This is a genomic window from Sorangium sp. So ce327 (genome assembly GCF_051530205.1).
Classification (GTDB): Bacteria; Myxococcota_A; Polyangia; order Polyangiales; family Polyangiaceae; genus Sorangium; species Sorangium cellulosum_B.
In genome coordinates, this window is the sequence record NZ_CP150330.1 from 12,919,376 (window position 1) to 12,932,810 (window position 13,435).

Here is a 13,435-nt window from a genome sequence, read left to right on the forward strand (position 1 = left end):
TGGCCCTTGGGCCCGGGTTGGGCCCATGCCTCCCGAGGCGGCGCGATCCGTCGTCACGCCCTCTCTGAATCCCCGGGAAAGCGACGGATCGCGACGGTTCGCCCCCACGGAATCGTCCCGCCAGGATTCCTGATGCGACGCGGCAGGGTCGATGGCCAACGCCGCGCTGAGGGCGTAGGTAAAAGAAGCCGGATCGCAGCGCGAGGAAGTGTAGCGCAGACCAACGCCCCGGAGGGCGATGTGTGCCCGCAGCACGCCGATGCGCCCCGTTGCGCGCTCTGCGCCGCGCTCGACCACTCTTTCGACCCATGAACGAGGCGTCACGACGCTCGCGGTCCCGCCACTTCGGTTCGCCGCGCCACACTTCCTCGCGAAGCGATCCGGCTTCTTTTGCCTACGCGCCGGCGTGCATCATGTCGTAACGAATCGTCTCCCGGGCGCCGTTCGGGTCTCCGACGACGGCGAAGACGGCCTCCTTGCGGCCGGGGTGCACTTCGACGAGGTATCGCTCGTATTTCGTCTGGATGCCGTAACGCTCGAGATCCCTGCGGTTCCGCCGCCGATGATGACGACACGCGCGCGCCCGAGCTCCGGGGTCGCCGCAGGCCCGGATCGCGGTCGACTTGCTTTCTTGGAGGTCAATGCGGGCGTGATCGTGGCCATCTCGTATCCTCTCCCAAGGCTTCGGGGCGGGTTCGCCCCCACGCGTGAGCAAAGAGGACGCCACCGCGTGTTCCAGGCGCCAGCGCGGAAGAACACGTCACGAGACCCACCAGCGGAGCCCCCGTACGTTCCAGGATCGTTTCAGAGATAATTCAATGCACGGGACGGGCTGCCTCTCCCCCGGCGGATGCGCAACACGCGGGCTCCTGGGCGGGCGCCTGCATGGATCGAATCGGCGGCACCACCACCCACGCCGCTGCCGCGAGGAGCGCGAGCGCCCCGACTCTTCGGGCAAAACTCCCGGAAAACCTCGCCGTCACGTCTGCCGAGAGGGCCGCCGCCGGGAGCATCAGGAGCGGCGCGCTCGCCGCGGCGAACACGAGCATCATCGCCGCGCCCGTCGCGCCGGATCCGGCCGAGGCCGCCGCGACCACCCCCGCGAAGAGCGCCCCGCAGGGGAAAAACGCGGTCGCGAGCCCCAATCCGATCCCGCGCCGCGGCACGTGCCGGACGATTCTCTGAAAGACCTTCGTGTCCCGCGGTCCGCGCCCCAGCGCGACGAGCTTCTCCCCGGTCTGGGGTTTCAGGAGCACGATCGCCCGAACCAGGAGCGCCGCGGCCACCAGGATCGCCAGCACGAGCCGAACGACGGCCCCGGCCGAGCCCCCGGCGAGCGGGGCCCCCAGCGCCCCGGCAACCCCGCCGAGGGCCGCATATCCGAGCGCGCGTCCCCCGAGGTATCCGAGCGCCCGCCCGCGGTCGAAGCGCCCGTCGCGGCTCGCCCCGACGGCCGCGATCGGGCCACACATCGCCGCGCAATGCACGCCGCTCGTCGCCCCGAGCGCGGCCGCCGTCCCGAGCGAGATCCAGAGGCTCATGGCGCGTGTCCCTCCGATTTGCCGATGCCCACGGTGGGCCCGATGAACGTCCCCTCGACCACCCGCTCGCCCTCGGGGCCCCGGACGCGAATACGAACGGGCACGTTGCCCTTCATCTCGGACCGCTTCACCGTCACCGAGATCGGGAGCGAAATGCCCCCGAGGCCCGCGACCGTCGGCTCGCCCGTGGGGACGACCCACGTGAGCCCCGGCGCGGGCTCGGGCTCGACGTGGAACGTCGCCGCGTCCGGGCGCTTGTTCACGAGGTGGATCGTGAAGGCGTTCCGCACCTCGTCGCCGTCGAGCACGAAGGGCATTCCGGGCACGCGCAGGAGGTTCGCCTCGAACGTGGATCGGGTCCTCGTCGCGATCGTGGCCACCACGAGGCCCACGAGCCCGAGCGCCAGGTAGAGCCACACGCGCAACCGTAGGATCCGCGTCTTTCCGCCCGCGAGGCCGTTCAGCGAGTCGTACCGCACGAGCCCGCGGGGCCGCCCGAGCTTGTCCATCACCTCGTCGCAGGCGTCGATGCAGGAGGTGCAGGCGATACAATCGAGCTGCAGGCCGTTCCGGATATCGATACCGGTGGGGCAGACGGCGATGCAACGCGTGCAATCGACGCAGGCCCCCGCCTCCGGATCCGAGGCCTTCCCGCGCGGCTCGCCCCGCTTCCTGTCGTAGCCGACGACGAGCGAGTCCTGATCGATGAGCACCGATTGCATGCGCCCGTAGGGGCAGAGGCCGATGCAGAGCTGCTCGCGGAAGCGGGCGAAGTTGCCGTAAAACACGGCCGTGAGGGCCGCGGCCCAGGCGAAGGCCTCGGGGTGCTCGGCGGGGCGGCTCTTCATCATCTCGAAGAGCCGCGGCACGCTCACGAAGTACCCCACGAACACGTGCGCGACGAACGCCGCGAGGACCACGAACGCCAGGTGTTTTCCGACTTTACGCGCGATCTTGTCGCCGTTCCACGGCCCCTTGTCGCGGCGGATGCGCGCCTCCCGCGGGCCCTCGATGAGGCGCTCGACGGGGCGGAAGAGGCCTTCGAGGAACACGGTCTGCGGGCAGCCCCAGCCGCACCAGGCGCGGCCGAGGAGCGACGTCAAAAAGACGAGCGAGAACCCGATGCCCGTGAGCAGGAAAAAGAGCAGCCAGAGGTCCTGCGCGTTGAACGTCGCGCCGAACAGGAAGAACTGCCGGTGCTCGACGTCGAGCATGAGCGCGGGCCGGCCGTCGATTCGCACCCAGGGCACGACGGCCCAGACCACGACGAGCAGCAGGAACACGATCTTGCGCGCGCGGGCGAAGCGCCCGTGGACGTCGGCGGGCTGCACCCAGTTTCGCGAGCCGTCCGCGCGCAGGGAGCTCTGCATCTCCTCGCTCTCGGACGACAGCACCGGCAAATGGACTTGGGACATGGTCACCACGCGGTGGTTTGCCCCGCGCTCCTCGAAAACCACCGCTTCTCGATTACGGCTCCGGTGCGCCTTGCGGCGCCTTGCCCCCCGTGACGTTCGTGCCCTTGATCGAGAGCACGTAGGCCGCCGCGAGGCGGACGCGCTCTTCACCGATGAGCGCGCCCCACGCGGGCATGCCGCCTTTCACATAACCATCTTTGATGGTCGCGTACACCTGCATCGGTTTTCCGCCGTGCAGCCAGGCCCCGTCCGTGAGGTTCGGGCCGATGCCGCCGCCGCCGCTCGCGGCGTGACAGCTCACGCAGTTCTTCGCGAAGACCTCCTTCCCTTCGGCCGCGGCGGCGACGTTCTTCGCCATGGCCACGAGGTTCTCGTCGCTCGCCGCGCCCATGGCCTTGAGCTTCTCGGCCTCCGCCGCCGCGGCCTTCGCCTGCTCGATCGCATACGCGTCGCGGGGCGAAGGCAACGTCTTGAAGGACTCGTAGCCCATCCAGTACACCGCGCTGAAGGCGATGGCGCCGTAGAGCGTTATCAGCCACCACCGCGGCAGGTGGTTGTCCGCTTCGAGGATACCATCGTATTCGTGGACGATCCCCTCCCCCGAGTCGGGGGGCGGCGTCTCTTTCGTCGGGACGTGTCGTTCAGTCGACATGGCTCACCTCCGGAACGTGAGCGGCTCGGTTCGCGCCGGCGTCGTCGCAGAGCGGCAGCGCGGCGATCTCGGCGTAGGCCTCGGGGCGCTTCGAATAGGTGCGGATCACCCAGACCGCGAAGACGGCCATGAACAGGAACAACGCGGAGAGCGGCAAGAGGATCAGCGGGCTCTGCGCGATCGGGGCGAGGAATGCTTGTTTCACGGTTCTCCTCCTGCCTCTCAGCGGGGCGCCTTCTCGTTGGTCATCGACACGGGCATGGGCGCGGCCGGCGGCGGCGGGGGCGGCGGGTTCTTGCCGATCCGCTGCAGATACGCCGTCATCGCGACGAGCTCGCTCGACGGATTCGCGGCGATCCCCTGGGCCGCGAGGTCCTTGACGATCTCCGCGGCTTGCTTCGCCGCGTCCGCCGGCGCGGCCGCGATCTCGTCCGGCGTGTACGGCACGCCCACGCTGCGCATCGCGCGGAGCTTGCCCTCGATGGCCGTGAAATCGACGCGGCCGTGTTCGAGGTGGGCGTACGACGGCATGTTCGAGCCGGGCGAGACCGAGCGCGGATCGATCATGTGTTGCCAGTGCCAGACGTTCGGATACTTGCCCCCGAGCCGCGCGAGGTCGGGCCCCGTGCGCTTCGAGCCCCACTGGAAGGGGTGATCCCAGCGAGAATCGTCGAGCGTCGAGATCTCGCCATACCGCGACGTCTCGAACTGGAAGGGCCGGATCATCTGCGAATGGCAGGTGTAGCAGCCCTCCTTGATGTACACGTCGCGGCCCTCGAGCTCGAGCGCGCGATAAGGCGCGTTGGTCTTCTTCGCGAGCTCGGCGTCGGTTTGCCCGAGGACGATCGACGGGACGATCTCCGCCACGCCGCCGATGAGCACCGCGAGCACCGTCAGCACCGTGAAGAGCAGCGCGCGCCCCTCCAGGATCGCGTGCCACGTGGGTTTGTCAGGGCGCTTCACGAGCGTGAGGGCGAAGATCCCCCCGAACCCGACGATCCCCGCGAGGAACAGGAGGCCCGTCGCCCCGGCGGGGTTCGCGAAAGCAATGGCGAGGAGGAGCACGAGGGCGATGGTCGCGATCACCACGGGCGGGCCGAAGACGATCCGCTTCCAGTCGATCTCCTCCGCCTGCGTCACCTCCACGATGATCTCGGCCTCGCCATCGACGGCCTTGCCGCTCTTCGCGGTCATGTAGAGGTTCCAGCCCATCATGATCATGCCGGCGAGGTAGAGCGTGCCGCCGAAGAGGCGCATCCAGTACATCGGCCGGATCGCGATGAGCGTCTCGACGAAGCTCGGATACATCAGGTTGCCCTGCGCATCCACGGCGCGCCACATCATGCCCTGCGTGATGCCGCTCACCCACATCGCGATGATGTAAAGGAGGATGCCGACGGTGCCGATGTAGAAATGGATCTCGGCCGCGCGGCGCGAATAGAGCTTCGTGCCGAAGAGGCGGGGGACCATCCAGTAGAACATGCCGGCGGCCATGAAGCCGTTCCAGCCGAGCGCGCCGCCGTGGACGTGGCCGACGATCCAGTCGGTGTAATGGGCGAGCGAGGAGACGCTCTTGATCGAGAGCAGCGGGCCCTCGAACGTGGCCATTCCGTAGAACGTGACGCCGGCGGCGAAGAACTTGAGGACCGGATCCTCGCGCACCTTGCTCCACGCGCCGCGGAGCGTGAGCAGGCCGTTCAGCATGCCGCCCCAGCTCGGCGCCCAGAGCATGAGGCTGAAGAGCATGCCGAGCGTCTGCGCCCAGTCGGGCAGCGCCGTGTTGAGCAAATGGTGCGGGCCCGCCCAGATGTACACGAAGACGAGCGCCCAGAAGTGGATGATGCTGAGCCGGTAGCTGTAGACCGGACGCTCGGCCGCCTTGGGGAGGAAGTAATACATGATCCCCAGGATCGGCGTGGTCAGGAAGAACGCGACCGCGTTGTGCCCGTACCACCATTGCACGAGCGCGTCCTGGGCCCCGCCGAAGACCGAATAACTCTTGAGGAGCGCGACGGGGATCGAGAGCGCGTTGACGACGTGCAGGACCGCCACGGTCACGATCGTCGCGATGTAGAACCAGACCGCGACGTAGAGCTGCTTCTCGGCGCGCTTGGCCAGCGTCCAGAAGAAGTTCACCGCGAAGACGATCCACACGGCGGCGATCGCGAGATCGATCGGCCACTCGAGCTCGGCGTACTCCTTGGACTGCGTGAAGCCGAGCGGCAGCGTGACCGCGGCCGAGACGATGATTCCCTGCCAGCCCCAGAAATGAATGCGGCCGAGGAGCTTGGAGGCGAGCGTCGCCTTCACGAGGCGCTGCGTAGAGTAATAGACGCCGGCGAACATCATGTTGCCGACGAAGGCGAAGATGGCCGCGTTCGTGTGCAGCGGCCGGAGCCTCCCGTACGACAGGAAAGGCGGGAGGTTCGCCTTGAAAAACGCGAGTTGGAGGGCGGCGAGCGCGCCCGCGAGCATGGCCACGATCCCCCACGCGACCGATGCAAAGACGAACCAGCGCGCGATCTGGTCGTCGTACGTGATCGTCCGTTTCTGGACGTCCGCGCGATAAGGACTCGCTGCCTCTTGCGAAGAATCAGCGAGGATTGCCCGAGCCGACATGACTTTCCTTTCCTCCGTTGGGAGGGTTGGTCTTCTCATCCTCGATCGGCAGGAGGGCGAGCCGATCGGCGTGCTCGTCGTCGCGCTGCCGCGCGCTGTATGCGAAGAGCAGAACCGAGCCCACGACGAGCAAAAAACTCACGAAGATCTGGAGGTAAATCGCATCCATTTCAAGCCGCCCGGAGACGCGCCCCCTGCGGGGGCAAGGGGCAAGCCGCGGCCTCCGCGGCAGGCACCTTTTCACCAAGTAAGAACAGGACCGCGAAGATGGTGCTGAGCGATGAGAGCGGCATCAGCACGGCACAAAGCAGCGGGGTCATGTAGCCCGCGCAGGAGAGGCCGACGGTCACGACGTTGTACGCGAGCGCGACCGAGAGCGTGATTCCGACCACGCGGCGCAAACGGCGCGCCGAGGCGAGCGCGAGGCGCACGGGCGAGAGGCCCGGCGTCACGAGGTAGAAATCGGTGCGCGCCGCGAGGAAAGGCCGATCGATGGCCGGCGTGCCGCTCGCCGTGGCCTCCGTCGCGACGAGGGCGTCGTTGATCCCGTCGCCCAGGAAGAGGAGATCGCCGCGGTCGTGCTCGCGCACCCATTGCGCCTTCGCCTCGGCGCTCTTGCCGCCCACGGTGTTCTCGGGGGGGATCCCACAGACCGCGGCGACGCGGAGGGCACGCTCGTCGAGGTCGCCGCTCAGGATGCCGACGTCGTATCCCATGGCGCGGAGCGCGCGGACCTCGGTGGCCGCGTCGGGGCGGAGATCCTCGACGGTATGGAACGCGGCCAGGATCCGGCCGTCTCTGCCGAATGCGACGTCAACGTCCCCCTCCGGCGCGGCGGGGTCGATCCACGCGCTCGCGCCGAGGCGATAGAGGTGGCCCTCGTGCGTGACCTCGACCCCGCGGCCCGTGACCTCCCGTGCGTCGAGCTCCCGGGAAAACCCATCCGTGCCGAGGGCCGCCGCGAGCGCGGCGCTCTTCGGGTGCGTGCTGCGCGCCGCGAGGTTCTTGAGGATACGCTTCTCCTCGGCGGCGAGCGCGGCGGCCGGCGACGTGTCCTCGATACGCAGCTTCCCCGTGGTCAGGGTGCCGGTCTTGTCGAAGACGACCGCACGAACGAGCGCTGCGCGATCGAGGAAGCTCGCCGACCGCACGAAGAGGCCGGCCCGGCGGAGCCTGGCGCCGACGAGCTCGTAGGCGAGCGGCGTGGCGATGCCGAAGGCGCAGGGGCACGTGACGATCAATACGGCGGTGACACGTTCGAGCGCGGCGCGCGCGTCGTGCGTGGCGAAATACCCGATACCGAGCGCGAGGGCCGCGATCGCGAGGACGGCCGCCACGTAGACCCGCGCGAAGGTGCGCCAGTAGCCCGCTCCGCACTCGTCGCGGCCTTCGCCAGGCGCGGCGCGGAGCAGATCGACGAGGCTGCCGGTGGCGAAATCAGCGGCGGCGAGGAGGGTCAGGGCGCGCGCCCCCGAAAGAAATGCGCCGGCCGGGACGGTGTCTCCCGGGTGGAAGAGGCGCGGCGCGCTCTCGCCGTTCACCCAGTCGAGCGAAAACGAAGCATCGTCCTCGCCGAGGATCACCGCGGGGACCGGGACCACGTCGCCGGGCGCCAGCACGAGGGTATCGTCTTTTCGGATCTCCACGGCGCGCCGCAGGACGACCGCGTCCCCTTCGAGCCTGCGGGTATACAGGCCCTCGGCCCCGTCGCTCTGGAGCAGGCGCTTCTGGTTGCGCTCGATGAGGCGCATCTGCAAAAAGCGGCCGACGAGCATGAGGGCGACGAACACCGTCAGCGTGTCGAAATAGGTCGTGAGCCCGTGCGCGAGCCATCCCCACGTGGAGGAGGCGTACGCGAGCAGGATGCCGAGCGCGATGGGCAAATCGAGGTGCAGGACGCCGCGGCGCAGGCCGGCGAGGGCGGTCTTTCCGAAATACGAGCCGCCCACGAGCACGCTCGCCGTTGCCAGCGCGAACGAGAGCGCGAGGAAGAGCCTGTGGAGCGGCCCCTCCGGAAGGCCGGCATACACGGAGATCGCCAGGATCATCTCGTTCATCGCGAGCGCGACGGCGATCCCCATGCGCAGGAGCAGCCCATTCGAGGGGCTCTCCTCGCTCTTCAGCTTCGGGCCGAGCAGATACCCGCACGACTCGACCCGCGTGACGAAGCGCCGCAGGGGAAACGCGCGGGAAACCGTGAGCCGGACGCGGCCGAGGGCGGGGTTCACGACGATGCCCGCGGCCCCCTCTTCGCGGCGGAAGAGCTGCTCGATGAGCCAAACGCACGCGGCGCACGACAGACCCTGGACGTCGAGATCCAGCCGATGGAGGCCCTCGGCGCGGCCGAGCTCCGCTTCGAGCGGCTCGAGCCATTTCTGGTCCCGGCCCGTGGCGGCCGCCGTGACGGCCTCGCCTTTGTCGCCGCGCAGGGCGTAGTACCGCTCGAGTTGCTCCTCGCGGAGGAGGTCGTGGACGAACCGGCAACCCGCGCAGCAAAAACCCTCCTGGGCGGCCGCGGGGAGCGGCCCACCGCAATGAAGGCATCGACTGTCGCGAGATTCTGGAACCATTGTCGGCCCCGTGAGCAACGAGCGTACCACTTCGAATACCGGCGGATTCTTCTTCTCCCGCCCGCGCGTTCTCCCGCCCGCGCGTGGGGCGCGCAATCCCTGCGGCTCGGTGCAAACGCCGCACCTCGATGGAGGTGCACGGAGGCTTTGGGTCTCATCCGCGGCACTGGCCGAGCGCACCCAGATCGCGCTGTTCGACGCGACCCGGCTCGCCGCCGCCTTCGAGCTCGGCCGCCGCTACCAAGCCGCCCGCGCGCGCCGGGGCGCGCTCTGCGACGGCGCGCTGCGCCCCTGCGCATCCAGCCTCCAGCGGACGCCTCGGCCGGCCGCTCCGCAAGCCTCCGGCAGCGGCGGCTCAGGCTGGCGGATGGCGCCCCCGGCCCCATCTGGTCCGGCCTGGTGGAGCGCGTAGGTAAAAGAAGCCGGATCGCAGCGCGAAGAAGTGGTGCGCAGCAAACCGAAAGGGTGGGACCGCGAGCGTGGTGATGGCTCGGTCCTGGGTCGAAAGAGCGTGGTCCGGGCGGCGCCGCGCGCGCTACGGGGCGCATCGGCGTGCCGTGGGCACAGGGGTGTCCGTCCGGGCGTTGGTCTGGCCCGGGAGGCGCGTCGCGAGACGCTATACGGCGTCACCGAGCGCCTTGCGGCGCACAACGGTGCTTTTCCAGTACGGTGGTCGCCGCGTGGACGCTGGGAGAGCGTGCTGGAACATCGGTCGGCTCGCCGAGCGCGCGCCAACGTGGGCGACTCGCCGACGCGAGCACGCCCGCGTACTTGACGGTGTGAAAGCGCGGCGGCGGGACGCTGGCCGCGAGGCGGCACAGGAGCGAGAGCGGATCCATGTCCACCGCGACAGTCCCGTCAGCGAAGGCGCGCCTCCGCGACCGCCGCACCAGGCCGTCCTGCTGCGGCTCGACGCGCTCCTTTGCGATCGGGGGTCGCAGCATGAACAACGACATCCGACTCTTCGAAATAAAGGGGTACTTGCCAATGAAACCACGATTCAACTACGAGAGGCGCGCGCTCTGGCTGGGTGCGCTCGGCTCGCTCCTGGGCGTCGCGGGCGCCGCCGAGGCGCGCGTACGCAGCAACTCGCAAGAAGCGCCGCCGGACGATGTGTTCTTCGCTGACATCGATGGGGACCGTTCGGTGGACTTCGTCGAAACCAGCTGGCTCGGCCTGTTTGCGGCGCTCGCGAGGGGACCGCTCGCCTGGTTGCCCTCGCGCGCTGGCGTGTACCTGCATGCGCTCGCCGTATCGTGTGAGACGATTCCGGGGCTGGTCGCCGCGGGCCTCGGCGTGTTCGGGCTCTGGCGCCGGCGGGACTCGGCTCGTTCGCTCCGATTCCCGAGCGCGCTCGGCGTTTCGACGTTCGCGGCGGGCCTCGCGGACGCGGCGGGGTACTCCTACGGTTTCCAGGTGTCTTGGCCTCGGCTACTTGACCGCCACGGCTTCGATCACATTGGTGGTGGGGTGGGGGAACAGTCGCGCTGGTGCGAACCCAGTCGCGCGCAACAGAGCATGCAGCTCCTCGACGGAGCGCTCTCGACCGTTCGAGCAGACCATCATCATGTGCACGTCGATGAACGCAGCCACGTTGTCATTGTCGTGACGGGGGGCGAGTATCTCCACGAGCAGGAGTCGCTGCCCGGGCTTCATCGCACGTCGTACCGTGGTCAGGATGGCTTTGCAGCGCGCGTCGTCCCAGTCGTGCAGCACGTTCTTGAGCACGTAGGCGTCGGCACCCTCGGGGACAGATTCGAAGAAACTGCCAGGACAAAGCTCGACCCGATCGGACACGCCGCGCTGCGCCAGCAGCTCGCGGGCGGACTCGAGCACACCCTTACCGTCTACCAGCACGCCGCGCAGGTGGGGATGGCGCACCAACAACTCGGACATCAGGGTGCCGCGCCCGCCTCCGACATCGCACACGGTTCGGATCTCGTGGAATGGGTAGAGCGTCGCGACTACCGGCGCGTCCGCCACGGTGATGCCCATCATGGCCTGCGCGAACATCTCGCGCTCGTCCGGGTGCCCGTCGAACCATTGCCAGACATCCATGCCGAACACCCGCTCGAAGGCGTTGTGGCCCGTGCGCACGGTGCGCTCGAGGTCGTTCCACGCCGCGATGTTGGACTGCGAACCGAAGTAGGTGACCCACTCGCGCATCCGATCGAGCCGCCCTCCCTTCAGGGCGCGCGAGAGGCGGTTGTTCGCGAAGCGACCGTCCGGCAGACGCCGAAAGATCCCCACGGACACGAGCGCGCGCAGCACCCGCAGCACCGAGTCGACGTGCAGGCCCGTCTGTTGAGCGAGCTGTTCGGCGCTCTGGGGGCTGGATTCGAGAAGATCAACGATGCCCAGGCGCGCCACCACCGAGAGCATCGAGGTGTAGACCAGGCCGAGCGAGCGATCCATCATCGCGATGTGCGCCGGCGTCACGAGGTCAGCGAGCCGCAGCAGCGTGCGCCTGAGTCCCATCCCGAAGCGCAGCAGGAACGCGGGCGGCGCGTTGGGCAATGGCTTCGGCCCCAGGTCTACGGGGCTCGGAGACGGGCGCGGAAGGGGGCTATGTGGAAGGGAGGGGATAGCAGACGCGGGCTGGAGGTCGTGCATGGGCCGACTGTAAGGCCATCCACGGGGGCTAGGCATCATGGAAACATGGCGTCCGCAAGGTCGCGCCTGCTGGTCCCCGCAGCTGCCGACCGTGGCCGCGCAACCGGAAAGGTCGGAAAAGCTCCGCCGTCGCCTGGCGAGGGGGGCACCGTGCTCGCGCGCCTCTCGGCGACCCAGCGACCCGACGAGAGCTGGCGGATCGGGGCGGAGGTGAAGCGCGCCGGAGAGATCGGACCTCCTCGCCGCCCGCGCCGCCCGGCGCGGCCGCGCCGGAGGTGGCGCCCGAGGGCGCGTCTCTCACCGGCCAACACCGCGGGTCAGAGATCCTGCCGGGATGTCGTGCTTCGGCGATGCGCCGAACTTGCGCGTGTAATCGCGGCTGAACTGCGCCGCGCTCTCGTAGCCGACGTCGAACGCCGCCGCGGAGACCGAGATCGTGCCGGCGCGCAACAGGCGGCGGGCCTCGAGGAGCTGGAGGCCCTTTCGGTACTGAAGCGGTGACGACGCCGTGATCGCCTTGAAGTGCTTGTGAAACGAAGACGCGCTCATCCCGACGCTGCGCGCGAGCCTGGGGATCTCGACGGGCGATCGAAAGTCACGCCGCAGCTGTGCGATCGCGCGCGCGATCGCGCTGGCGTGGCTGTCATGGCGGATCAGGTCGCACAACATGCCGCCAAACGGCGCCGTAGCGAGTCGGTAGTGGATCTCGCGCGAGACGAGCGGACCAAGCACCGCTGCATCCGTCCGCGCGCCCGCGAGCGCGAGATAGCGATGGAGCGCGTCGACGAGCTTGGCATCGCAGGTGTGGACTGCGAGCGAGCGAGGCTGCGCGGCGGAGGGAAGCGAGTCGGCCATGGCCTCGACCAGGTCGCGCAGCGTATCCAGCTCGACATCGAAGAGCAGCACGAGGTACGGGGCCTTCGTGACACGCGCGATCACCGGGAGGTCGTGGCTGATGAGCAGACACTCGCCGACGCCCATCGGAAACGAATCGGCTCCCAGCACCGTTTCTTTTCGCCCCTGGAGGACAAGGCCCATGACCGGCTCGTAGACCGCGGCTTCGAACGATGTCGGCTGGTGGTGCCGGAGGATGCCGAGGTTCTTCAGCGGTCGCACGTACTGGCTGGCGCGGTCCTTCGGGCGAGGGAGCTGGCGCGCAGCGAGCTCGGCGAGCGCCGCGAGGTTCATGGGGCGAGCGTAGCACCATCACGCTTTCGTGTCTCCGGCGAGAGGATCGAGCAAGAAGCAGAGAGCTACCGGCAAGCATCTCGCGATGTGCTGTCGTAGATTGGGCTCATGGCGAACAACACGCTGACCGTGCATCACCTCGGGCGTTCCCAGTCGGAGCGGATTGTCTGGCTTTGCGAGGAGCTCGGGCTCGACTATGAGCTGAAACGGTACGAGCGCCGGAAGGACAACAGGATGGCGCCGCCGGAATACAAGGCGCTGCACCCGATGGGGACGGCGCCGATCATCACCGACGGGCAGCTGGTGCTCGGCGAATCCGGGGCGATCGCCGACTATCTGATCGCGACCCATGGCGAGGGACGGCTCGCCGTGAAGCGTGGCCAGCCCGGATTCGCTGACTATCTCTACTGGTTCCACTTCGCCAACGGGACCTTGCAGCCGGCCGTCTTGCGGGTGTGGTACCTGGAGCGCGTCGATGCGTCCGAGAAGAATGCGGCGCTGCAGGCGGCGAAGGAGCGGTTCAACCTGATCTTCTCCACGGTGGAGAAGCGTCTGGGTGAGGCGGCTTATCTGGCCGGTCCGGAGCTGACGGCGGCGGACATCATGACGGTGTTCTCGCTGACCACCATGCGGCTGTTCAAGCCGTACGACCTCTCGCCGTGGCCCAACATCCTGGCTTACCTGCAGCGGATCGGCGCGCGCCCCGCGTATCAGCGCGCGATGCAGAAGGCGGACCCGGAGATGACGCCGTTGCTCGGGGCCACTCCATGACCGAGGGGGCCGTCGGCCGCGGGCTTGATCCGCGGGTCTAGTGCCCAGTTGGAGCGAGACGCCGGG

11 protein-coding genes and 1 pseudogene are annotated in these 13,435 nt (G+C 68.6%); 2 read left to right on the forward strand and 10 right to left on the reverse strand.

Going from position 1 to position 13,435, the window contains the following annotated elements:
• Positions 1 to 815 precede the first annotated feature (815 nt).
• Genes WME95_RS48415 through WME95_RS48445 form a run of 7 tightly spaced genes read right to left on the reverse strand, consistent with a single transcriptional unit; the run spans position 816 to position 8,797 of the window.
• Positions 816 to 1,541: a sulfite exporter TauE/SafE family protein gene (locus WME95_RS48415; protein WP_437905943.1), complete on the reverse strand. Its 726-nt coding sequence runs from the start codon at positions 1,539 to 1,541 to the stop codon at positions 816 to 818.
• On the reverse strand, positions 1,538 to 2,956 hold the full coding sequence (ccoG, locus tag WME95_RS48420) for a cytochrome c oxidase accessory protein CcoG (protein WP_437905944.1): 1,419 nt from the start codon (positions 2,954 to 2,956) through the stop codon (positions 1,538 to 1,540). Before ccoG ends, WME95_RS48415 begins: the two co-directional genes overlap by 4 nt.
• 52 nt (positions 2,957 to 3,008) lie before the next feature.
• Complete coding sequence (locus WME95_RS48425; RefSeq protein ID WP_437905945.1) at positions 3,009 to 3,608, reverse strand: cbb3-type cytochrome c oxidase N-terminal domain-containing protein; 600 nt, start codon at positions 3,606 to 3,608, stop codon at positions 3,009 to 3,011.
• Positions 3,598 to 3,813: a hypothetical protein gene (locus WME95_RS48430; protein ID WP_437905946.1), complete on the reverse strand. Its 216-nt coding sequence runs from the start codon at positions 3,811 to 3,813 to the stop codon at positions 3,598 to 3,600. The genes WME95_RS48425 and WME95_RS48430 overlap by 11 nt, the downstream gene beginning before the upstream one ends.
• 17 nt (positions 3,814 to 3,830) lie before the next feature.
• Positions 3,831 to 6,227, reverse strand: coding sequence for a cytochrome-c oxidase, cbb3-type subunit I (ccoN, locus tag WME95_RS48435; protein WP_437905947.1), 2,397 nt, complete (start codon positions 6,225 to 6,227; stop codon positions 3,831 to 3,833).
• Complete coding sequence (locus tag WME95_RS48440) at positions 6,202 to 6,396, reverse strand: cytochrome oxidase (RefSeq protein WP_437571901.1); 195 nt, start codon at positions 6,394 to 6,396, stop codon at positions 6,202 to 6,204. The genes ccoN and WME95_RS48440 overlap by 26 nt, the downstream gene beginning before the upstream one ends.
• Position 6,397: 1 nt before the next feature.
• Entirely contained in the window at positions 6,398 to 8,797 is a 2,400-nt protein-coding gene (locus WME95_RS48445) for a heavy metal translocating P-type ATPase (RefSeq protein WP_437905948.1), read from the reverse strand.
• 151 nt (positions 8,798 to 8,948) lie between these two features.
• On the opposite strand from WME95_RS48445, the pseudogene WME95_RS48450 reads away from it, so the two are divergent.
• Positions 8,949 to 9,086, forward strand: a pseudogene (locus WME95_RS48450) (JAB domain-containing protein); the annotation flags it as partial.
• Positions 9,087 to 9,423: 337 nt separating this feature from the next.
• Here WME95_RS48450 and WME95_RS48455 read toward each other — a convergent pair.
• The 3 genes from WME95_RS48455 to WME95_RS48465 form a co-directional block, all read right to left on the reverse strand.
• Positions 9,424 to 9,753 (reverse strand): transposase, encoded by a 330-nt coding sequence (locus WME95_RS48455; protein WP_437905949.1) that lies wholly within the window; start codon positions 9,751 to 9,753, stop codon positions 9,424 to 9,426.
• Positions 9,754 to 10,228: 475 nt separating this feature from the next.
• Positions 10,229 to 11,314 (reverse strand): methyltransferase, encoded by a 1,086-nt coding sequence (locus tag WME95_RS48460; protein WP_437905950.1) that lies wholly within the window; start codon positions 11,312 to 11,314, stop codon positions 10,229 to 10,231.
• Positions 11,315 to 11,707: 393 nt separating this feature from the next.
• Positions 11,708 to 12,598, reverse strand: a complete 891-nt coding sequence (locus WME95_RS48465) for an AraC family transcriptional regulator (RefSeq protein ID WP_437905951.1) — start codon at positions 12,596 to 12,598, stop codon at positions 11,708 to 11,710.
• Between the two features lie 108 nt (positions 12,599 to 12,706).
• Between WME95_RS48465 and WME95_RS48470 the strand changes: the two genes are divergently transcribed.
• Positions 12,707 to 13,369 (forward strand): glutathione S-transferase family protein, encoded by a 663-nt coding sequence (locus WME95_RS48470; protein WP_437905952.1) that lies wholly within the window; start codon positions 12,707 to 12,709, stop codon positions 13,367 to 13,369.
• Positions 13,370 to 13,435: the final 66 nt, after the last annotated feature.